This is a genomic window from Aerococcus sp. UBA6277, from assembly GCF_002440555.1.
Taxonomy (GTDB): domain Bacteria; phylum Bacillota; class Bacilli; order Lactobacillales; family Aerococcaceae; genus Aerococcus.
Window position 1 is genome coordinate 34607 of the sequence record NZ_DJUR01000019.1, and the last position, 21082, is coordinate 55688.

Genomic DNA, 21082 nt, shown 5'->3' on the forward strand with positions numbered 1-21082 from the left:
GTGGCCAATTTGAAAAACTTTAATTTCAAAGATGTCTTCTCAGCTAAAACTACATTTCTCTCACTACAACATTTACTAGCTATGTATGCCGGTGCCATTGTTGTACCGCTAATCATTTCAAGTTCCCTTAATTTCACGACCCAACAGACCCTTTACCTGGTATCGGCTGACATCGTAATTTCTGGGATTGCCACTTTCTTGCAGTTATACCGCGGGAAATTTATCGGTATGGGCTTACCCGTTGTAATGGCTTGTTCCTTTACAGCGATTGGCCCTATGGTTCAGGTGGGTGGTCAGTACGGTTTAGGGACCATGTTCGGCTCAGTCCTTGCAGCGGGGGTCATCATCGTGCTATTGGCGCCTATTTTTGCCAAATTGTCTCATCTATTCCCGCCACTAGTGACTGGGACCATCGTTACCTTAATTGGTGCGACCCTGATTCCTGTTGCGATTAATAATCTAGCTGGTGGCGAGGGTAGTGCAGACTACGGCAATATCGATAACTTGATTCTTGGGCTGATTACTTTCGTGATTATTCTGTTCTTATACCGCTTCACTAAAGGCTTCCTACAGTCTATCTCTATTTTGATTGGGCTTGTGGCCGGTATGGTGATTGCCGTCTTTATGGGCAAAATGGACATCCAACCGATATTAGAAGCCTCTTGGTTCCAATTACCCATGCCGTTTGCTATCGAATCGCCAAGCTTCAATCCGGCAGCTATTTTATCCCTAGCAGTCGTTGGGATCATCTCAATGATTGAAGTTACTGGGATCAACTACGCATTAGCAGGTATGTACGACAAAGACATCGATGAAGCGGATTTAAGACGCTCATATTTCTCAGTAGGTATCGGCTATTTACTAGCAGGGATTTTCAATACCTCACCACAAACAGCCTTTTCCCAAAACGTTGGGGTTGTGCAAATGTCAGGTGAAAAGCGGAAATCCATCTTCATCAACTTGATCATCCTAATGCTACTATGTGGTTTGATTCCAAAAATTGGGGCGATTGCGACATCTGTACCATCAGCCGTATTAGGTGGGGCAATGATCTTCCTATTCGGTAACGTCTTATCATACGGAATCAGCGTATTGGGTGCCCAAGACCTTGCGGACAACCGTAACCAATTGATTATTGGTGCTGCAATTACAATCGGTTTAGGTGTGGCTATTGCACCTGCAGCCTTTGCACAACTGCCAGAATGGATTTCTTGGCTAACGTCTTCAGGAATCGTAGCTGGTGGTGTAACAGTTGTCTTATTAAACGCCTTCTTCCATGGTGTAAAGAAATAAATCACTTGAACAATGTCTTGTTTAAATAGATGAACCCCCCTTGAATTTAGTGATGCTAGCTAAATTCAAGGGGTATTTTTATGGATATGATATTTGCAATTTTAGTCATAAATCCCAAACGGCTTCGTAAAAAGCTGACAACTGCTATTGATTCAAGATTGAAAGCAATATAGTATAACGTAATTGGGGTATTTCTATTAAAAATGCTTATAGCGAGGTTTATATATGTTTAAGAAAATAAATAAAGTACCTGCAGGGATGTTTTTGATTCCCTTGGTATTATCACTGGTATTAGTGTCTATCTTCCCTAATATGTATGATGCAATTGGCGGTACAACACAACAAACATTTCAATTGGGGACCAACGTTGTGATTGGACTATTGGTATTTTCAGCTGGGACAAGTTTAGATTTAAAACAAATTGTGCCTTTGATAAAACGTCATTTGCCGATAATTTTGTTTAAATTAGTGATCTCAACAATCTATATTTTAGTTTTTTATGGGTTGTTTGGCTTAGATGGCATTTTTGGCATCAACTTATTGGCTTTCGCTTGTGTGATTTACTCTTTAAACCCAGCTGTAGCACTAGCTATTCATTCAAGTTATGGGGATAAACAGTTTGGCGCCGTATATGGTATTATGGGCCTGATTGGTATGCCATTTGCACCTTTAATTTTACTAAGTATTTTAATAGCCGATGGTGGCGCACCAGGGATCGATTGGCAACCGATCATCTCAATCTTTGTGCCTTTAGTAGCCGGTACTATTCTAGGTAACCTAGATAAAGATTTCACCGACTTTTTTGTGCCGATGATTGGTCGTTTACTACCTTTCTTAGGATGGAACCTAGGTGCAGCGATGAATATTCAATCAGCTGTCGCTGCAGGTTTGCCAGGTATTTTGATGGCTGGAATTTTTATGGTCTTATTATTACCATTAATACCATTTGACCGCTACATCATGAAACAAAACGCAGGGGTAGATGGTGCAGCTATTTGGAATGTAGCAGGCATGTCAGTAGCCAATCCTGCTAGTATTGCATCTGCTTTGCCATTGGTATTCGCTGATCAGTCAGCAAGTGCTACAGCTATTGTCATGATGGTATGTATCATTACTTCAATCATTTCACCTATTGTGGCACAGAAACTATATGTAAAAGAATACGGTATTCAATCGATATAACACTTGTGAATACCTGCAGAAGAGTCATGCTTGCATGGCTCTTTTTTTGCCGCGGTGAATACATAAATTTAAAAAGATGACTTTGGGCAAAAAAGTCAGTCAAAAACCAGACTTATTGCAATGTAATTAGGGCTTTGTATGCGATAATATAACATACGAGTGATAATTTTGTTGGAAGCATATCCTTTTGATGACATCATTTTATCGTGCGCAATTTTAAATCATCTACATCCCCCTTGTAACTTGAAAGGAGTTATCATGAACGATTTTTTCTTAACGTTAATGGAACGTAAAGACCAATTATTGACCGCTACATATGAACATATGGCTATTTCCTTGCTTGCCTTGTTCATTGCTTGTGTTATTGCGATTCCACTAGCCATTTGGCTGAGTGATCACCGTAAATATGCGGAACCTGTATTACAATTTGCTAGTATCTTACAAACGATTCCCTCATTGGCCTTGTTAGGATTGTTAATTCCCTTAGTAGGGATAGGTTCAGTACCTGCACTGATCGCCTTAGTTGTCTATGCCATTTTGCCTATTCTACAAAATACCTATACAGGTTTTGTAGAAATTGACCCGACAATTGAAGAAGCTGCAATCGCTTTTGGGATGCCTAGACGAAGACGTCTGTTTAAGGTGGAATTACCGATTGCCATGCCGGTGGTCATTTCAGGTATTCGGACGTCGTTAGTATTAACGATCGGAACAGCCACCTTGGCGACTTTAATCGGTGCTGGTGGACTGGGGTCTTTGATTATGTTGGGGATCGACCGAAATGATAGCAATTTAACCCTTATCGGTGCCATCGCATCCTCTTTATTAGCGATTGTTTTTGGGGCCCTCATTAAATGGTTAGAAAATAAAAAAATGAAAACCATTCTGATTAGCTTGCTTATTTTATTTGTAGGAATTGGTGGGCCTATCTTGGCGCAACGATTGACTGGTCAAGTAACGAATGTCACTATTGCCGGTAAATTAGGGTCAGAGCCAGAGATTCTAATTAATATGTATAAAGAGATCATTGAAGCAGATAATGACGATGTCAATGTTGATGTAAAAGGTAATTTTGGTAAAACAAGCTTCCTTTTTTCTGCTTTAGACAATAATGAAATCGATATTTATCCGGAATTTTCAGGTACAGTCCTTGAAAGTTTAGTTGACGTAGATGAAGCTACGGATACAAGCGACCTCGACCAAGCAGATACCTATCAATTAGCGCGTGACTTATTAAAAGAACAGTATGATATGACTTTTCTAGAACCATTTTCTTTTGAAAATACCTATGCTTTAGCCGTAAAACGTGACTTTGCAGAGGAGAATGATCTAGAAACGATTTCAGATCTAGCGAAAGTTGAAGACGAGATCACAGCTGGCTTTACGTTAGAATTTATTGACCGTCAAGATGGCTATGTTGGTATTCAAGAATTATACGGGTTGACCTTCCCATCAGTGAAAAGTCTTGAACCCGCGCTTAGATACAATGCGATCGATAACAATGAAGTCAATGTGATTGATGCTTATTCAACTGATAGTCAAATTTTGGAGTATGATTTGGTTACGCTTGAAGATGATTTAGGACTATTCCCTAATTATCAAGGAGGTCCATTGATGACTGTAGACTTCGCTGAAGACCATCCAGAAATTGTGGCATCCCTAAATAAGTTAAGTGGATTAGTAACCGAAGATGAAATGATTCAAATGAACTATGCTGTAAACGTTGAAGGGCAAGAGCCTAGCCAAGTAGCCCATGATTTCCTAGTCGACAAGGGCTTAATAGGGGAGGATGCATAATGGCCAGTATAATTGAATTTAAAGATGTAGAGAAAGTATATGAAGACAAACGTGTAATTGCTGACTTGAACCTAACCATCCATGAAGGTGAATTTTTTGTCTTAGTGGGTCCTTCAGGTAGTGGGAAAACGACATCACTTAAAATGGTGAACGGCTTGACTGAGCCAACAGGTGGAGATATTTACTTTAAAGGGCAAAAGATTAAAGATCATGATATTGAGAAGATGCGCTGGAATATGGGATATGTCTTACAAAAGATTGCCCTTTTCCCAACAATGAATGTTAGTGAAAATATAGATGTTATTCCAGAAATGATTGGTTGGCCAAAAGAGAAACGTGTAGCTAGAATTGACGAACTTCTCAATTTGGTAGGATTAGATCCCGAAATTTACCGAAACCGGCCAGTTGATGAATTATCTGGTGGGGAGCAACAGCGAATAGGGATTTTACGTGCGATTGCAGCTGAACCAGATATTATTTTGATGGATGAACCTTTTTCAGCCTTAGACCCAATCTCGCGTAACCAGCTACAAGACCTCGTAGTCGATATTCATCAGCGGTTGAAGACAACCATCTTATTTGTTACCCATGATATGGATGAAGCCATTAAATTAGCTGACCGAATTGGGATTATGAACCAAGGTCGTTTAATTCAAGTGGATACGGCCCAGGAAATTCTGACAAATCCAGAAAATCAGGTAGTGGCTTCCTTATTTAACCAAGAGAAAGAAGATGTCTTTGGCTTAAATATCTTCCGATCAGATATTCAACCAATTTCCGGGGACCATCCAGATTATCCACAAATTGATATCGCTAGCCATCAAAAAGATTTATACGCCTTACTAGCGACTGATGAGGTGGTTGAGATCACGGAAAATGATACAAGTTTAGGAATGCTAGATAGACAGGCTGTATTTGCTCGGCTAAAAAGTATATAAAGTGTTATGATATAAAGAAAATTAGAGAGGTGTGGTGGCATGTTTCAAACCCCAATTGATGACAAATTATCAATCAAAATATTAGAAGAGCGTGATGTAGAAGCTTTGTACAAGTTAATTGATTATTCACGTGATTACCTGAGTGAATACTTACCTTGGGTGAAATTCATGAAAACTAAAGAAGATGAATTACCTTTTATTAAAGAGGGGCTACAACAATTTGCCAATAACGATGGTTTTCAATGTGGGATTTGGTTTGAGGGTCAACTAGCTGGTGTGCTCGGTTTGCATTATATTAAACATCTAAACAAGTCGACTTCACTCGGTTACTACTTAGGAGAAGAATTCCAAGGTTCAGGGATTATGACCAGGTCTGTAGCTTTCTTACTTGATTATCTTTTTAATGATTTAGCCTTAAACCGTGTAGAAATTCGAGCGGCGGTAACTAATCATAAAAGCCAAGCGGTTCCAAAACGTCTGGGCTTTACTGAAGAAGGGATTCTTAGACAAGATGAACAACTAGATAGTGGATCATCAGACTCCGTGGTATTTTCCTTACTTAGAGACGAATACCTAGCTCAAAAAGAATCATAAACTTAATAGATATATGAGGATATGGGCCGAATGACTAATATAGAAAGTCATTCGGCCTTTTTATCTGCCTTTAGCCTTTACTATACATTTCTTAAGAAAGTTAATAAATAGGCGCATTTTTCGCATAATTCATCTTGAATAGACAGTAGTTTAACCTATCTTTTTTCACACTTTCTCCATCTATATAGCCCAATATATAAACAAGTTAGAAAACAAGAGAAAGAGAAAGGTGAATGAGTATGAAGGTCTTTGAATTACTTGAACAAAGCGGTGTGACACCGAAAAATCCTTTAAAAGCACATGTAGAAAATATGAACATTACCGGAATTAGTGAATCTTCACTGCAAGTAACAAATGGCCACCTATTTGTTGCCATCTCCGGATACGCCACCAACGGCGAAACTTATATCGGTAATGCGATTGAACGCGGAGCCAGCCTAATCGTTTCAGAATCTGATTTAACTGGGCGAACGACTGTCCCATTTATCCAGGTAGACAATGCCAGAGAGGCCCTAGGTTTACTGGCAGCCGCCTTTTACCAAAACCCTAGCCAAGACAAGCTGGTGATTGGGATCACAGGGACTAACGGCAAAACGACAACCGCATTATTCTTGCAACATTTATTGAAGAAAGCAGGCTTTGATGTGGCTTACTTCGGTACTGTATACAATGAAATCAACGGCCAACGATATGAAAGCAAATTAACTACGCCGAGTGCGACAGAAATCCAAGCTGCCTTAGCCCGGTCAAATGACGATGTAGTGGTTATTGAAACTTCTAGTCAAGGACTCCACCAATATAGAATGGCAGGGATGCAATTTGACTATGCCTTATTTACCAACCTACAACACGACCATTTAGACTACCACAAGACCATGGAAGCTTATTACCAAGCCAAGAAATCCCTATTCAGCTTAATGAAAGCGGACGGGAAGGCGGTCATCAATAGCTATACCATGTGGGGTAACCGCCTAGCCAAAGAACTAACAGCAAGTGGTAAACAAGTCCTAACCGTAGATACTAAGAAAGATGCGACAAGTTATGTCTTAGATAAAACAACCGACACAGCAGTTGTTGCCTTCAATGGACAAGGCGGACAAATTGAAGCAATCGAAGCGCCCTTATCAGGTGTTTATAACCAAGAAAACCTGATCTTAGCCACAACTGTCATGGTTGACCTAGGATTAGACGCTGGCAATACCAACGACGCAATTGCAGACTTTGCGGGAATTGCAGGCCGTTTAGAATACTATCCACTAGCAGACGGCAATGAAATGGTCATCGATTATGCCCATACGCCGGATGCCATTGAATCCTTATTAACAACCCTAAACGCCCAGTACCCAAACCACGAAATCATCCATATCTTTGGCTTTAGAGGGCAGCGGGACACTAAAAAATTCCCGCAAATGGTGTCCGCCTCGCAAACTAGGGCCGACTTAACCATCCTAACCACTGACGACTTAAATGGTGTGCCAAGACAAGTCATGGCTGAAAAATACCTAGAATACGTGACCTTATATGGACTAGATTCAATGGCCATGGTCTTAGACCGGGTCGAAGCCGTCGAACTCGCCCTTGAAATGTCCACAAATCCGGTATTGTTAGTCCTTACCGGTAAAGGCCACGAAGCCTACTCCGAGGAAAACAAATATGGCGTGCAATCTGACCAGCAAGTAGCCCACATGTTTCGCTACCGACAGGTCAGCTATTCAATGTGAAATGTAGGATATCAATAAGACCAACAGAAAAAGCAACTTGTATATATACAAGTTGCTTTTTTATTTGACCTTAAGAGGATTTTAAAATGTTAGATTACATGGCTCTGAAAAGTTATTTTGATAACTTTCTATGATAATATTGTTTGTTGTCGTAGTATAGTCCCTGTTTATATAAACATAAATAAAGGTATATGCTTACTGGAATTACGCTGATATCTTAATAACAGAAGGTTGCTATATCAAAAAATATATAGCTATTGATAGCAATAAACTATCAAGGATTATGGTTATCTAGTATCTCGATTGAATTGCAATCATGATTGGTTTTTCCTACAATTAGTGAATGATAAAAAACCATTTGGAGGCAACATTATGAAGAAAATTTTCCGTGCATTGGGTTTGGCACTAGTGGTATTAGTATTAGCTGCTTGTGGTCAAAGTGAAGAAACAACTAAAGTTAAAGTAGGTGTCGTTGGTGATAAGAATGACCAATGGGAATACTTACAAGAAGAATTGCTAGAAAAAGAAAACATTGAAATTGAATTAGTGAAATTCACTGACTACCGTCAACCAATCGTATCATTAGATGATGGTTCAATCGATATGCATTCAGCCCTAACAGAAATTTATATGGATTCAATTAACGAAGAAGGTGGGTATTCAAATACCACACTTGGATATACAACCTTAAATCCAATGGGTGTCTTCTCTGAAAAAATTGATTCACTAGATGAATTAGCAGACGGCGCTTTAGTTGCAATTCCAGACGACGTATCAAATGGATCACGTGCCTTACTGTTACTACAAACAGCGGGCCTAATCGAATTAGATGAATCAAAAGGTTTATTACCAACAACAAGTGACATCACTTCAAACCCTAAAAATCTACAGTTTGAAGAAATGGCAGCCAACCAAACAGCTCGCGCACTTGCTGACGTTGATATCTCATTAATCAACAACGACATGGCAACCGACGCAGGTTACGTGCCAACCCAAGACTCAATTTACCTTGAGCCAGTCGCAGAATCATCAAAACCATATTACAACGTCATTGCAGTACGTGAAGATGAAACAGACAACGAAGTCTACAACACAATCCTTGAATACTACCAAACTGACGAAGTCGCAGCAATCATCGACGAAATGTCAGCAGGCTCATCAATCCCAGTATGGGAAGGAGCACCAGAACCAGGTAGCGCAGACTAAATTTGGTATAAAAAATTATTACAACCTAGAAACGTCTCCTAGTATAACTCGGAGGCGTTTTTTAATGGAGGTATTTGTCAACGATTCAACAGTGTGTGATAAAAACAAATATTGTATTGTAGTCCTTTTTAGCGAAGTAAAAAGAGCTTTTTTCTGTAAAAAGAGGATGCGTTACAACAAGAATTTGAATGAATTAGCGGAGAAAAAAAGTCATATTTTGTTAATTTTTATCCATTTTTCAAAAATACAACAATTAAGAATGCTATAATAGCAAGGTTTATAAAAATATTTATTAAAATATGATTAGATAGAAATGGGTTATTTTTTAATTATTAAACTTATATGGTATAAAAAGGACATATTTGAAATCCTGCTAACTAATTTTCAAGTTAAATATATATTATATGATATAATTCATTCTCATTCATTTCTACTATACTCACAAATATGTTAGAATGATAAGGATTAGAGGGTATTACTCGATCTCATTAAATTGCCATAATTAAAAAAATGGTGATTTGTATTTTTTTGTAAAATGTTTCTATAATGGGCTTATACGAAATAACTCGTCGAATGCATGCAGACGGCTTGTTCGTATCGCCTCGAATAGACCGTTTGCTTGATCGCTGAACAAATTATCGGACATAGGAAGGGCAAATTTATGTTAAAAATTTACAATACATTAACCAATCAGAAGGAAGAGTTTAAACCACTAGTGCCAGGAAATATTTCAATGTATGTATGTGGTCCTACTGTTTATAACTACATTCATATTGGGAATGCCCGGTCTACGGTTGCTTTTGATACAGTGCGCCGCTACTTTGAATACCGCGGTTTTGATGTCAACTATGTATCTAACTTTACGGATGTGGATGATAAGATTATTAACCGTGCAAATGAGGAAGGGCTAACACCTGAACAAATTGCGGATAAATATATTGAAGCATTCTATGAAGATACAGATGCTTTAAACGTGAAACGTGCAACAAAAAACCCGCGTGTGATGGAGAATATGGAAGATATTATCCAATTCGTAGCTGATTTAGTAGACAAAGACTTTGCTTATGTAGTGGACGGCGATGTTTACTATAGAACACGTAAATTCGAAAAATATGGACAGTTATCTGATCAAAATATCAATGATCTACGTGCAGGGGCTTCTGAACGTTTAGAGGCAGACAGCCAATCTAAGAAGGAAGATGTCGTGGACTTTGCTTTATGGAAGTCAGCGAAACCAGGTGAAATTTCTTGGACTTCTCCTTGGGGTGAAGGTCGTCCAGGTTGGCATATCGAATGTTCTGTAATGGCAACCAAACTATTAGGGGATACTTTAGATATCCACGCAGGTGGACATGACTTAACATTCCCGCACCATGAGAATGAAATTGCCCAATCTGAAGCCCACACAGGTCATACTTTCGCCAATTATTGGATGCACAATGGCTTTGTAACTATGGGTGATGACGATGAAAAGATGTCTAAATCTTTAGGTAATTTTGTCTTAGCGCACGATTTGATAAAACAAGTTGACCCGCAAGTTGTCCGCTTCTTCTTAGCGTCAGCACATTACCGGTCTCCATTGAGATTCAATGAAGAAAATATTCAAGATGCAACCAACAACTTAAATAACTTGAAAACAGCTTATGCGAACTTAAATTACCGTTTTGAAGATGCTAAAGAACATATAGATAACGATGCGGAAGTATTGGCACAAATCAAAGCTTTAGAGAATGAATTCATGGAAGCGATGGATGACGATGTCAATACGCCAAATGGTTTAACTGTTGTGTACCGTTTGATGCGTGATATGAATGTTTATACAAACCAACCACAAGTATCCGTTCCAGCACTCAAAGCTTTCAAAGAGGCTTTCACAGCACTATTAATCGTCTTTGGTGTGACTTTATCGGACGAGAAAGAGTTGTTGGCGGATGATATTCAAGCCTTAATCGATGAACGTAACCAAGCTCGTGCAGATAAAAACTTTGCGCGTGCAGACGAGATTCGTGACCAATTAAAGGCTGAAGGCATTATCCTTGATGATACTGCCCAAGGTACGCGTTGGAAGCGTGAGCAAGCCTAATTGCGGTCTATAATAATGAAAATCAATACAGAAATGAGTCGACTAAATGTCAGAAAATAAGTCTTTAACAAAAAATGAAATCAAACAACTAAGTGGCCTAACCTTGGCTTATTTAGGCGATGCTTCTTGGGAAGTAGTGGTCCGCGACCATTTGGTTCAAAGTGGTTTAACGAAGCCCAAAGATCTACATAAAGCAGCGACTGAATTTGTGTCTGCTAAAGGGCAAGCCCTATTAATTGAAGCGATGCAAGCTGAGGAAGGGTTCCTTACTGGCGATGAAATGACGATCTTTAAAAGAGGCCGTAATGCAAAAAGTCACTCAAGTGCTAAAAACGCAGATATTCATACCTATAGAATTGCAACCGGTTTTGAAGCGTTGATGGGCTTTGCCTATTTAAATGATCAAAACCGATTTAAGGAAATTGCAGCTTTCTGTATTCAATACATTCAACACGCACAAAAAGAGGAGCAAGAAAATGGCTAGAGACAATCAAAGACAACAAAACAGAGATAGAAGACCCCGTAGTACAAATAATGAAGAAGAACTGGATCAATCTCCTGATTTCGTCTATGGTTTCCATGCCGCGATGGAAGTATTGGAAGGCGACCATGATGTGAATAAAGTCTTCCTACAAACTGGCTTAAACGAGAAGAATGCCCAAGCTATTTTAAAAGCAGCCAACAAGCGAAATATCTTAGTATCCAATGTCCCGAAAGAGAAGTTAGATACGCTTTCTGATGGCGGAAATCACCAAGGTGTTGTTATGGCGATTGCGGCTTATAAATATGCTGAATTAGATGATATCTTCAAAAAAGCTGAAGAGGCGAATGAAGACCCAACTATCATGGTTTTAGATGGTATAGAAGATCCGCATAACTTGGGTTCTATTCTAAGAACAGCTGATGCTTCAGGAGTACACGGGGTGATTATTCAAAACCGTCGCGCTGTTGGGTTAACACAAGTGGTTGCTAAAACTTCTACAGGTGCTATTGAACATGTGCCAGTTGTTCGTGTAACCAATATTTCAAAAACGATTGATACATTAAAAGAACGTGGTGTATGGGTTTTTGGTACTGACATGAAAGGTCAATCAATGTGGCAAATGGATGCGACACTACCGATTGCTGTCGTGATCGGTAATGAAGGTAAAGGTGTTTCACCAGGTGTGAAGAAACATCTAGACGGTATGATTACAATCCCAATGCGCGGGCATGTGCAAAGTTTAAATGCTAGTGTAGCAGCGGGATTATTAATGTATCAAATTTTTCAAAGTCGTATGGGTAATAGCTAACCAATGAATTGATTTTATATTAAGTTGATAAAGAAAGGAGGGGTGACATGGCTTTAAGGAAAGAACGTTTAATTGTTGATGGCTATAACATGATTGGTTCATGGCCTTTACTTGTAAAGTTGAAAAATCGAGATGAAATTGAGGCTGCAAGAGACTTGTTGTTAGCAACCCTTTCTAACTATGTGGGCTATCACGATATTGAAACTTGGGTCGTTTTTGACGCTATGTTTGTCCCTGGTATTTCTAAATCGTATGATCAATTTAACTTACATGTTGTTTTTACCAGTGAAGGACAAACGGCTGATTCATACATCGAAGAGATGATTGTGGATTTAGTGAGTCCTTTACACAATGTTACTGTAGCGACTAGTGACCTAGCTGAACAGCGTATTGTATTTCAAAAGGGTGCCTTGAGACAATCGGCACAAGAACTATTTAGAGATGTACAAAAAACCAATGTGGAAATTGCACATGGTGGTAATGATTATGAATACAACAAATATCAAAGATCCATACCATGGTCAGTCCATCAGCTAGATAAATTAAATGACTTTTATAGAGATTTAATTGACAAGAAAAGTGAATAGTAGGATTTTGATGTGTTTGGTCTGTTGGATTGAGCCTGGGTGGTCTATCTGGAGAGGACAAATCTATGGCAAAGCAGAAACAAAGTAAGGACCAGTCACAGGTATTGGATTTAGTATTGCAGGCTAAAAATGAACTTACTGAAGAAATATTTGATGCATTATACCAAGAAGTTTTACCTACCTTATATGCTAACCGTTGGCGCATCCCTAAGTATATTTTGGAAAATGATGATTACTATCAAGAAGCTAGAATTAGTCTAGTACAAGCTGTTCAAACATATCGCATCAATAGTAAGGCAGCCTTTACAACTTACTTTGCGAATGTATTCAAAAATAGGTTGCTCGATATTCGCCGGATGCACATGACGGATAAACGGATTGCTAATTTTAAAGTTGAGCGGTCACTAGATTTGTTTGCAAGTGAAGGTGAAGAAAACAATATAGAAAATCGCTTGAGGACCAAAGAATTTCCACCCGAATATGTGTATCTTTTCCATGAAACAATTAATAGGTACGAGAAAAGTTTGTCTGATATGGAAAGAACGGCATATGGTTATTTCAAACAAGGTTTTTCTTACGAAGAGATGGAAAAACTCACGGGCTTTACCAGAAAACAGGTCCATTCGTTAATCGCTAAATGTAAACGAAAGTATCGCCAGATATTATCTGACTATTTTGATGATGGTGATTGAAACAAAATTCTGCCATGCATGGTTACAACTGTGCATGGTTTTTTCTATGGTTTCTTTTTGATTAATTTTATGGAGTAGCTTACATTTGAATAGTGAAAAAGTGAGCAAAGTAGTTTATGATATTTTTGGAAGTTGGTGATTTTTAGGGAGGATTGCCAGTATTCAAATTATATAGGCGGTTTGCAAAGACGCTTATAAATACATTTTAGGAGATGGTTTATGGAAATGTTGGATATTATTGGGGTGTTTATCGGTATTGTACTGATTATTTGGTTTTCTGTTAAAGGGTTGCATATTATTATTGCGGCACCTTTATCTGCTTTGGTTGTCATTCTCGCTAACCAAATGGATATTTTTGGGTCTTTGGTTGGTCAAGAGCATTCGTATATGACAGCTTTGGCTGGTTTCTTGATTAATAATTTTGCGATTTTCTCATTGGGTGCTGTTTTGGCACAATATATGGAAAAGAGTCATGCGACAGTGTCTATTGCCAACTTCATCTTGAGTAAGGTGGGGATGGGCTCTAAATATATGATTATGGTAGCAATTATGGCTATTGCAGCCTTGTTAACTTATGGTGGGATTTCATTGTTTGTGGTTATGTTTGCGGTAGTGCCGTTAGCCAAGCGGATCTTCAAACAAATGGATATTAACTGGGAGTTGTTCCCTATTCCTTTATTTTTGGGTGCTGGAACCTTTACCATGTCTAGTTTGCCAGGAAGCCCTTCGGTGCAAAATGCGATTCCAACTACAGCTTTGGGGACATCATTAACGGCCGCGCCTATTCTAGGGTTAATCGGGTCATTAGTCCTTTTGACTTTTGGCTTACTGTATATGAAATGGTGCTTGGACCGGTCTGTGAAGAAGGGTGAACATTTTGATACCTATTTAGAAGGTAAGATGGATCCTAAAGGGGTAACTGGGGAGGTGGATGAATCGAAACTGCCATCTATTTGGATTTCTTTAGCGCCGATTATGACCTTGATTGCTATTATCTTGATTTTCTCTAGTGTGGCTAATATTATTTTAGTGGCTTTAGCTACAGCGATTGTCTTATCAGCTATTCTATACCACAGCTACATTCCATCACAGAATATGACCTTGAATGCGGGCGCGACAGGGGCCGTTATGCCGGCCTTCTCAACTTCATCTTCTGTAGCGTTTGGTTCAGTATTAACCTTGGCACCTGGTTTTGCGGTCATCCAACAAGCGATTACCTCTATTCCTGGTAGTCCAGTGATTGGATTGGCTGTATCGTCTACCTTACTAAGTGGGATTACAGGTTCTGCTTCGGGTGCGATTGGGATTGTGATGAATACCCTAGCACCAGATTATATTGCTATGGGGATTGATCCAGAGTTGGTTCACCGAATTACAGTGATTGCGGCGGCAACATTAACGGCGATGCCACAGTCTGGGGTCGTGATTACCTTTAATAATTTGACTGGGTTATCCATTAAACATGGATTTATCCACCAGTTCATTATTACAAACGTGGCGCACATGCTGGCTTTGATTGCCGTACTTATCGCTTCAGCCTTTTTATATTAAATACATTCTATAGATTTAAAAGAGGAGTTGCCTGATGATAGTACAACTCCTCTCGTTATTTGTGCTATAATTAAGGGTGCAGGAAATATATATTGACATTGACCATCGGAGTAAGTACCATGTACAATGAATTTGAAACAAGGAGATTGTGAATTATGGCAACAAAAAAAGTATCACTTGCTTGTTCAGTATGTGGCTCAAGAAATTACACGACTAATAGTAATGCCAATAACCGTACTGAGCGTTTAGAAGTGAAGAAATTCTGTAGACACTGTAACCAACATACAATACACAAAGAAACCAAGTAGTCGAAGACGACTGATAGAGGGTGAGGGAAGTTGATGCAATTTTTAAAAGATGTATGGCATGAAATGCGATTGACAACATGGCCGAGTGGTGGCGAGTTGGTGCGTTACACTGGTATCGTATTGTCAACTATTATCATGGTTGCCATTTTCCTAGGGGTTATTGATACCGTAGCGCAATGGGCGTTTAGATGGTTTATTAACTTATAATTGTAACTTGTTATGGCGCACGCATGGGCGGTGTGTTATAATGGGCACGAATAAAGCGAAGAGAAAACCTTTCATGTGGGGAAGGTTTTTTAATTTGCCTTGAAGTTGATCGATGATGAATGTATTGAAAGAAGGAGCATATCGATGGTAGAAGAAATCGAAATTGGTAAAGAGTGGTATGTAATCCATACATACGCTGGCTATGAAAATAAAGTGAAACAAAACTTAGAAATGCGTATTACTTCAATGGATATGGAAGATTACATTTACCGTGTAATCGTGCCTGAAGAAGAGCATGTAGAGAAAACGAAATCAGGTAAAGAGAAGATTGTTAAGATCAAAAACTTTCCAGGTTATGTATTAGTTGAGATGATCATGTCAGATGAAGCGTGGTTCGTTGTACGTAATACACCAGGTGTTACAGGGTTCTTAGGTTCTCACGGGCAAGGTTCAAAACCAACACCATTATTACCTGATGAAGTACGTAATATCTTATCAAGTCTTGGTGAAGGTGGCCGTAACCGTGATATCTCATTTGATATCGATGAAGTGGTTAAGGTTATCGACGGTGCCTTTGATGGTATGGAAGGTCGCGTTCAAGAGATTGATGCAGAACATGGTAAGTTGAAACTGACTGTTGAAATGTTTGGACGTGAAACATTAGCAGAAGTAGACTACGACCAAGTAGATAAATTCTAATTTGCGATATTTTACAAATCATAGTTGAGATAAAATAAACCATAGTTAAATGAATAAATAGCGGGTAAAGATTCTTAAACAAAATCCTTACCCGCTATTTTTCTCTATTGATTAATATTCATTTTCTAATTGTTTATTTTTTATCCTTCCAGCGGTAAAGATACATGTATATCAAAATATCGTACAATTTATAACCGGAAATTACCGAATGCATAAAAGGGAATGTGTATAGTGAATACAAGCCACCATTAAAACGTAAAACGTTAGAGAAGAGGCGAATGGCAAACCGAAGATGCACAAAAAAATCAGTTGCTTTTATGGGCAACTGATTTTTTCTATATTATATATGTAGATTTTAGTCGTTTAAATTCACGATATCTGCATCTTCTGTATAAATAACGCGTTCGCATAGGTTTGTTGCATAATCACCGATACGTTCGATATCATGTAAAATGGCATTAATCGCTGAACCTGTTTGAACAGTTTCGGGTTGATTCTGCATGATTACTAAAATTTGATCGACAAGTTCTCTAAAAGCACTGTCTACTTCGTCATCCATAGCAGCGATTTCTTTAGCGCGTTCAACGTTATGTTGGCTAAAGGCATCGATTGCTTGTCCAAGCATGTTTTTCGCTAACTCACCTACGGCAAAAATATCATCCATAACTGAATCAAATGGTGCTAGGTTTTCAACGCGTAAAATACCTTTCGCTACGGATACTGCGTGGTCGGCTACGCGCTCTAGGTCAGAACTTGAAGCAAATACTGACAGAATCATACGTAGGTCTGTACCGATTGGTTGTTGACGAGCGATTATACGCATTACATAATATTCGATTTCTTTCTCTAACTTGTTAATCTCAGCATCGCTTTCAATAACAGTTTGTGCGCCATTGTGGTCATTGGTTTTTAATGCTTGGAAAGATCGTTCTAACATAGCCGCCGTACCAAATCCGAGTTTTGCGTGCATACCCTCCAAAGTCTTTAGTTGGTCATCGTAAAATTTTCTTACTGGACGTTCCATCATTATCACTCCTTTGCAATGTACTTTTCCTCTATTAAGGATACAGTTTACCATATTTTGTCGGTCTTGTCATCTGATAAATATTGTAAAATAGCCGATGTAACCCTTTACAATAAATTTACAAAATGAACTTAAAGATTATACAACCGTTTATCAAAAAAGACTTGCAATCATGACTTTTATGTGGTTAAATAGGATACTGTGTGTAGACACATGAAGTGGGAGGAGGAATCTTAACTCCATTAAACCACAACGCGAAAAACAAGGAGGAATGTTTCGTGGCTAAAAAAGTACAACAAATCGTTAAATTACAAATTGAAGCTGGTAAAGCAAGTCCAGCTCCTCCAGTAGGTCCTGCATTAGGTCAAGCTGGTGTGAACATCATGGGATTCACTAAAGAATTCAATGCGCGTACACAAGATCAAATGGGTATGATTATCCCTGTAGTGATCACTGTATTCGAAGACCGTTCATTTACATTTATTACTAAAACACCACCGGCTGCAGTATTATTGAAAAAAGCTGCTGGCGTGGCTAAGGGTTCTGGCGAACCTAACAAAAACAAAGTCGCTACAGTAACTCGCGACCAAGTTCGTGAAATTGCAGAAACAAAAATGGAAGACTTGAACGCTGCAGATGTAGAAGCTGCTATGCGTATGGTTGAAGGTACTGCACGTTCAATGGGCTTTGTAGTAGAAGGCTAATTGTCACACTGTAATACATGAAACCCGTACGCCACAAATCAATTGCGATTTGTGAGTGGGAGGATTATCCGCTAAAACCACATAGGAGGAATATATATAATGGCTAAACAAACTAAAAACCAAAAAGCTGTTTTCGAAAAAATCGAAAAAAATAAAAAATATGCTTTATCTGAAGCGATTGAATTGTTAAAAGAAGTAGACTACGCTAAATTTGATGGATCAGTTGAAGTTGCATACCGTTTAGGTATCGACACTAAGAAAAATGACCAACAAATCCGTGGTGCTATGGTATTACCTAACGGTACTGGTAAAGACCAAACTGTATTGGTTTTTGCTAAAGGTGAAAAAGCGCAAGAAGCTAAAGACGCTGGTGCTGACTACGTTGGTGATGACGAGTTCATCCAAAAAATCCAAGGTGGCTGGTTCGACTTCGACGTGATCGTTGCGACGCCAGACATGATGGGTCAAATTGGTCGTTTAGGTCGTGTATTAGGTCCTAAAGGCTTAATGCCAAACCCTAAAACTGGTACTGTAACACAAGATGTTACTAAAGCAGTTCAAGACATCAAAGCTGGTCAAGTTGCTTACCGTGCTGATAGCGCTGGTAACTTACACTTACCTGTTGGTAAAGTATCATTTACTACAGATGCATTAGCTGAAAACGTAAAAGCTGTTCAAGAAATGGTATTACGTGTGAAACCTGCATCTTCTAAAGGTACATACATCAAGAACTTAGCAATTACATCTACTATGGGTCCTGGTATCCAAGTTGATGTTTCATCAATCTAAGATTAATTAAAAATAATACTTGACCCACTTATACTATTCTGTTAGTATGAGTGAGGTTATTTATATAGCTTACCGAAGACAGTTGGCGGCTGTGCCTTAATTTTGCCAACCGAGGGAGATACGTCGTTCACTACTAGATGGTGAACTTTATCCTCTATGTCTTCAGTGACATAGAGTTTTTTTATTTAAAAAACTCTAATAAAATCAGTGGAGGTGAAATATAAGTGAGTGAACAAGCAATTGCTAAAAAACAACAAGAAGTAAATGAAATCGTTGAGAAAATGAACGCTGCAAATTCTTTAGTTGTGGTTGACTACTTAGGATTATCAGTAGCAGAAGTGACTGAATTACGTAAACAATTACGTGAAGCAGGTGTTGAGTTTAAAGTTATCAAAAACACAATCATGCGTCGTGCTTTAGATTCTCAAGAGTTAGAATACCATGAAGAAGTTTTCCAAGGCCCTACAGCTGTAGCGTTTGGTATGGAAGACGCAGTTGCCCCAGCTAAGATTCTTTCTGATTTTGCTAAAGAAGCAGAAGCGTTAGAACTTAAAGGTGGTATCTTAGAAGGTAAAGTACTTTCTAAAGAAGAAATCAAACAAATTGCGAAATTGCCAAACCGCGAAGGTCTACTTTCAATGCTATTATCAGTATTGCAAGCTCCTGTCCGCAACGTGGCATACGCTGTCAAAGCTGTTGCAGATGCAAAAGGCGAAGACGCAGCGTAATTTATTACCAATTTAATCATACAAAACAAACTATTTAAAAACGGAGGAATTTTATAATGGCTTTAAACATTGAACAAATCATTGCTGATTTAAAAGAATCAACAATTTTAGAATTAGCTGACTTAGTATCAGCAATCGAAGAAGAATTCGGCGTATCTGCTGCTGCTCCTGTAGCTGCTGCTGGTGCAGGTGCTGGTGAAGCTGCCGAAGAAAAAACTGAATTTGACGTAGAATTAACTTCTGCTGGTTCAGCTAAAATTAAAGTAATCAAAGCTGTACGTGAAGCTACTGGTTTAGGCTTGAAAGAAGCTAAAGCATTAGTAGACGGCGCTCCAGCGATCGTTAAAGAAGCATTACCTGCTGAAGAAGCAGAAGCTTTAAAAGCTGCTATCGAAGAAGCTGGCGGTACTGCAGAAGTAAAATAATCTTTAACAGATTATCTTATAATGTATATGAGGGGGAGTTCGGAATTATCCGAGCTTCTCTTTTTTTTTACCATTATTATTAGACCACATCCGATTTTTGGGTGTGGTCTTTTTTGCTTGCTAGAATCAGTTTGCCTGGTTTTCTAGAACAACCAGCTTGGCAAGGAGGCGCCATTTTTTAATAAAGTCCTGGTGAATTAGACTAGGCTCCTATATATATTTAGGTTAAACTAAAAATATAATTAACAAAAGCTAATGATGGACCGCGTGGTTCCCCTTAAATGCAGTAAGTAGGAGTGAAGAATTCAAATGAAGAAGATTTGGCAATTATTGAGTTTAACGATTGTGGCCCTATTCTTAGGTGCATGTGCGAGCGGTGGGGAGTCAGCTAGTGACGGGGGCGATGCTGCGGATGAAAAACCGGTTGTCACAGTATCCACCTCTTTTCTACGGGATATGGTAGAACAATTGGCGGGAGACCAAGTGACGGTTGAAACAATTATTCCAGCGGGCGAGGACCCTCATGGCTACTTAGCGCGTCCTCAAGACTTGGAGAAAATTCAAGGGGCAGACTTGGTTTTATACCACGGTTTACACTTAGAGGCGCAAATGGTTAAAGCCTTGGAAGCAACAGGTGTGGCGGTGACGAAAGATTTCACTGACGAAGATGTAACGATGGTCGACCAAGACGGGGAAAGCGAAGTAGACCCACATTTCTGGTTTGATATCACCCTTTACCAAAAAGCGGTGGATACAGTAGCTGCTGAATTGGTGACTTTAACTGGTGACGAGTCGATCAATGACGCGGCAACGGCTTATAAGGAAGCGTTGACTGAACTGGATACTTGGGCGCAAGCAGAAATCGACTCAATTCCAGAAGGTCAACGTTACTTGATTACACCACATGATGCCTTCAACTACTTCTCACAACGTTACGGGATTGAAGTAGTGGCACCACAAGGGATTTCAACACAAGCTGAAGCATCTAACGCAGATATTTCAGCTATTGCAAGCTTTATTGTAGAAAACGAAGTGCCAGCGGTCTTTGCGGAATCGACAACTGACCCAGCGCGTATGCAGCGTATCCAAGAAGCAGTGAGTGCTGCTGGTGGCGAAGTAACAGTTGTTTCTGGTGAAGGGCAAGAATTGTTCTCAGATTCACTTGCGAGTGAAGGACAAGAGGGCGATGCCTATATTGATATGTTTAAACACAATGTGAACTTAATTGTGTCAAATCTTAAATAGGTCAGATTAAATAAGAT

22 protein-coding genes and 1 other annotated feature are annotated in these 21082 nt (G+C 39.1%); of the genes, 21 read left to right on the forward strand and 1 reads right to left on the reverse strand.

The window, feature by feature from the left end; genetic code table 11:
- The 16 genes from B2V22_RS03310 (at window position 1) to nusG (ending at window position 16150) form a co-directional block, all read left to right on the forward strand.
- Window positions 1-1293 carry a nucleobase:cation symporter-2 family protein gene (locus B2V22_RS03310; RefSeq protein ID WP_290490568.1) on the forward strand — a complete coding sequence of 431 codons (1293 nt, stop codon included), beginning with the start codon at window positions 1-3 and terminating at the stop codon, window positions 1291-1293.
- A 225-nt stretch (window positions 1294-1518) separates the two neighbouring features.
- Window positions 1519-2475, forward strand: a complete 957-nt coding sequence (locus B2V22_RS03315) for a 2-keto-3-deoxygluconate permease (protein WP_290490569.1) — start codon at window positions 1519-1521, stop codon at window positions 2473-2475.
- 258 nt (window positions 2476-2733) lie between these two features.
- Window positions 2734-4272, forward strand: coding sequence for an ABC transporter permease/substrate-binding protein (locus B2V22_RS03320; RefSeq protein WP_290490570.1), 1539 nt, complete (start codon window positions 2734-2736; stop codon window positions 4270-4272).
- Window positions 4272-5210: an ABC transporter ATP-binding protein gene (locus B2V22_RS03325; RefSeq protein WP_290490571.1), complete on the forward strand. Its 939-nt coding sequence runs from the start codon at window positions 4272-4274 to the stop codon at window positions 5208-5210. The genes B2V22_RS03320 and B2V22_RS03325 overlap by 1 nt, the downstream gene beginning before the upstream one ends.
- A gap of 39 nt (window positions 5211-5249) precedes the next feature.
- On the forward strand, window positions 5250-5804 hold the full coding sequence (locus tag B2V22_RS03330) for a GNAT family N-acetyltransferase (protein ID WP_290490572.1): 555 nt from the start codon (window positions 5250-5252) through the stop codon (window positions 5802-5804).
- 233 nt (window positions 5805-6037) lie between these two features.
- A complete protein-coding gene (locus tag B2V22_RS03335) occupies window positions 6038-7525 on the forward strand; it encodes a Mur ligase family protein (protein WP_290490573.1) in 1488 nt (495 codons plus the stop codon).
- 372 nt (window positions 7526-7897) lie between these two features.
- On the forward strand, window positions 7898-8731 hold the full coding sequence (locus tag B2V22_RS03340) for a MetQ/NlpA family ABC transporter substrate-binding protein (protein ID WP_290490574.1): 834 nt from the start codon (window positions 7898-7900) through the stop codon (window positions 8729-8731).
- A gap of 661 nt (window positions 8732-9392) precedes the next feature.
- Window positions 9393-10814, forward strand: coding sequence for a cysteine--tRNA ligase (gene cysS / locus B2V22_RS03345; protein ID WP_290490575.1), 1422 nt, complete (start codon window positions 9393-9395; stop codon window positions 10812-10814).
- Between the two features lie 46 nt (window positions 10815-10860).
- Window positions 10861-11298 (forward strand): Mini-ribonuclease 3, encoded by a 438-nt coding sequence (locus B2V22_RS03350; protein ID WP_290490576.1) that lies wholly within the window; start codon window positions 10861-10863, stop codon window positions 11296-11298.
- Entirely contained in the window at window positions 11291-12106 is an 816-nt protein-coding gene (gene rlmB, locus B2V22_RS03355) for a 23S rRNA (guanosine(2251)-2'-O)-methyltransferase RlmB (protein ID WP_290490577.1), read from the forward strand. The genes B2V22_RS03350 and rlmB overlap by 8 nt, the downstream gene beginning before the upstream one ends.
- A gap of 47 nt (window positions 12107-12153) precedes the next feature.
- Window positions 12154-12693: an NYN domain-containing protein gene (locus tag B2V22_RS03360; protein WP_290490578.1), complete on the forward strand. Its 540-nt coding sequence runs from the start codon at window positions 12154-12156 to the stop codon at window positions 12691-12693.
- 65 nt (window positions 12694-12758) lie between these two features.
- Window positions 12759-13385, forward strand: a complete 627-nt coding sequence (locus tag B2V22_RS03365) for a sigma-70 family RNA polymerase sigma factor (protein ID WP_290490579.1) — start codon at window positions 12759-12761, stop codon at window positions 13383-13385.
- A 219-nt stretch (window positions 13386-13604) separates the two neighbouring features.
- Window positions 13605-14936 carry a GntP family permease gene (locus B2V22_RS03370; RefSeq protein ID WP_290490580.1) on the forward strand — a complete coding sequence of 444 codons (1332 nt, stop codon included), beginning with the start codon at window positions 13605-13607 and terminating at the stop codon, window positions 14934-14936.
- 155 nt (window positions 14937-15091) lie between these two features.
- The gene (gene rpmG / locus B2V22_RS03375) at window positions 15092-15244 is read left to right on the forward strand and encodes a 50S ribosomal protein L33 (RefSeq protein ID WP_003142586.1); all 153 of its coding nucleotides are present in this window, start codon (window positions 15092-15094) and stop codon (window positions 15242-15244) included.
- 33 nt (window positions 15245-15277) lie between these two features.
- Complete coding sequence (gene secE / locus B2V22_RS03380) at window positions 15278-15451, forward strand: preprotein translocase subunit SecE (protein ID WP_290490581.1); 174 nt, start codon at window positions 15278-15280, stop codon at window positions 15449-15451.
- A gap of 144 nt (window positions 15452-15595) precedes the next feature.
- Window positions 15596-16150, forward strand: coding sequence for a transcription termination/antitermination protein NusG (gene nusG, locus B2V22_RS03385; protein ID WP_083068271.1), 555 nt, complete (start codon window positions 15596-15598; stop codon window positions 16148-16150).
- Window positions 16151-16505: 355 nt separating this feature from the next.
- On the opposite strand, the gene phoU is transcribed toward nusG, so the two are convergent.
- A complete protein-coding gene (phoU, locus tag B2V22_RS03390; RefSeq protein WP_290490582.1) occupies window positions 16506-17174 on the reverse strand; it encodes a phosphate signaling complex protein PhoU in 669 nt (222 codons plus the stop codon).
- Window positions 17175-17452: 278 nt separating this feature from the next.
- On the opposite strand from phoU, the gene rplK reads away from it, so the two are divergent.
- The 5 genes from rplK (at window position 17453) to B2V22_RS03415 (ending at window position 21065) form a co-directional block, all read left to right on the forward strand.
- Window positions 17453-17878 (forward strand): 50S ribosomal protein L11, encoded by a 426-nt coding sequence (gene rplK, locus B2V22_RS03395; protein ID WP_029315747.1) that lies wholly within the window; start codon window positions 17453-17455, stop codon window positions 17876-17878.
- Window positions 17879-17977: 99 nt separating this feature from the next.
- The gene (rplA, locus tag B2V22_RS03400; RefSeq protein WP_003142595.1) at window positions 17978-18667 is read left to right on the forward strand and encodes a 50S ribosomal protein L1; all 690 of its coding nucleotides are present in this window, start codon (window positions 17978-17980) and stop codon (window positions 18665-18667) included.
- 54 nt (window positions 18668-18721) lie between these two features.
- Window positions 18722-18859 (forward strand) — a sequence feature (ribosomal protein L10 leader region).
- Window positions 18860-18891: 32 nt separating this feature from the next.
- Window positions 18892-19395, forward strand: a complete 504-nt coding sequence (gene rplJ / locus B2V22_RS03405) for a 50S ribosomal protein L10 (RefSeq protein ID WP_290490583.1) — start codon at window positions 18892-18894, stop codon at window positions 19393-19395.
- Window positions 19396-19451: 56 nt separating this feature from the next.
- Complete coding sequence (gene rplL, locus B2V22_RS03410) at window positions 19452-19820, forward strand: 50S ribosomal protein L7/L12 (RefSeq protein ID WP_016897304.1); 369 nt, start codon at window positions 19452-19454, stop codon at window positions 19818-19820.
- 309 nt (window positions 19821-20129) lie between these two features.
- On the forward strand, window positions 20130-21065 hold the full coding sequence (locus tag B2V22_RS03415; RefSeq protein WP_290490584.1) for a metal ABC transporter substrate-binding protein: 936 nt from the start codon (window positions 20130-20132) through the stop codon (window positions 21063-21065).
- Window positions 21066-21082: the final 17 nt, after the last annotated feature.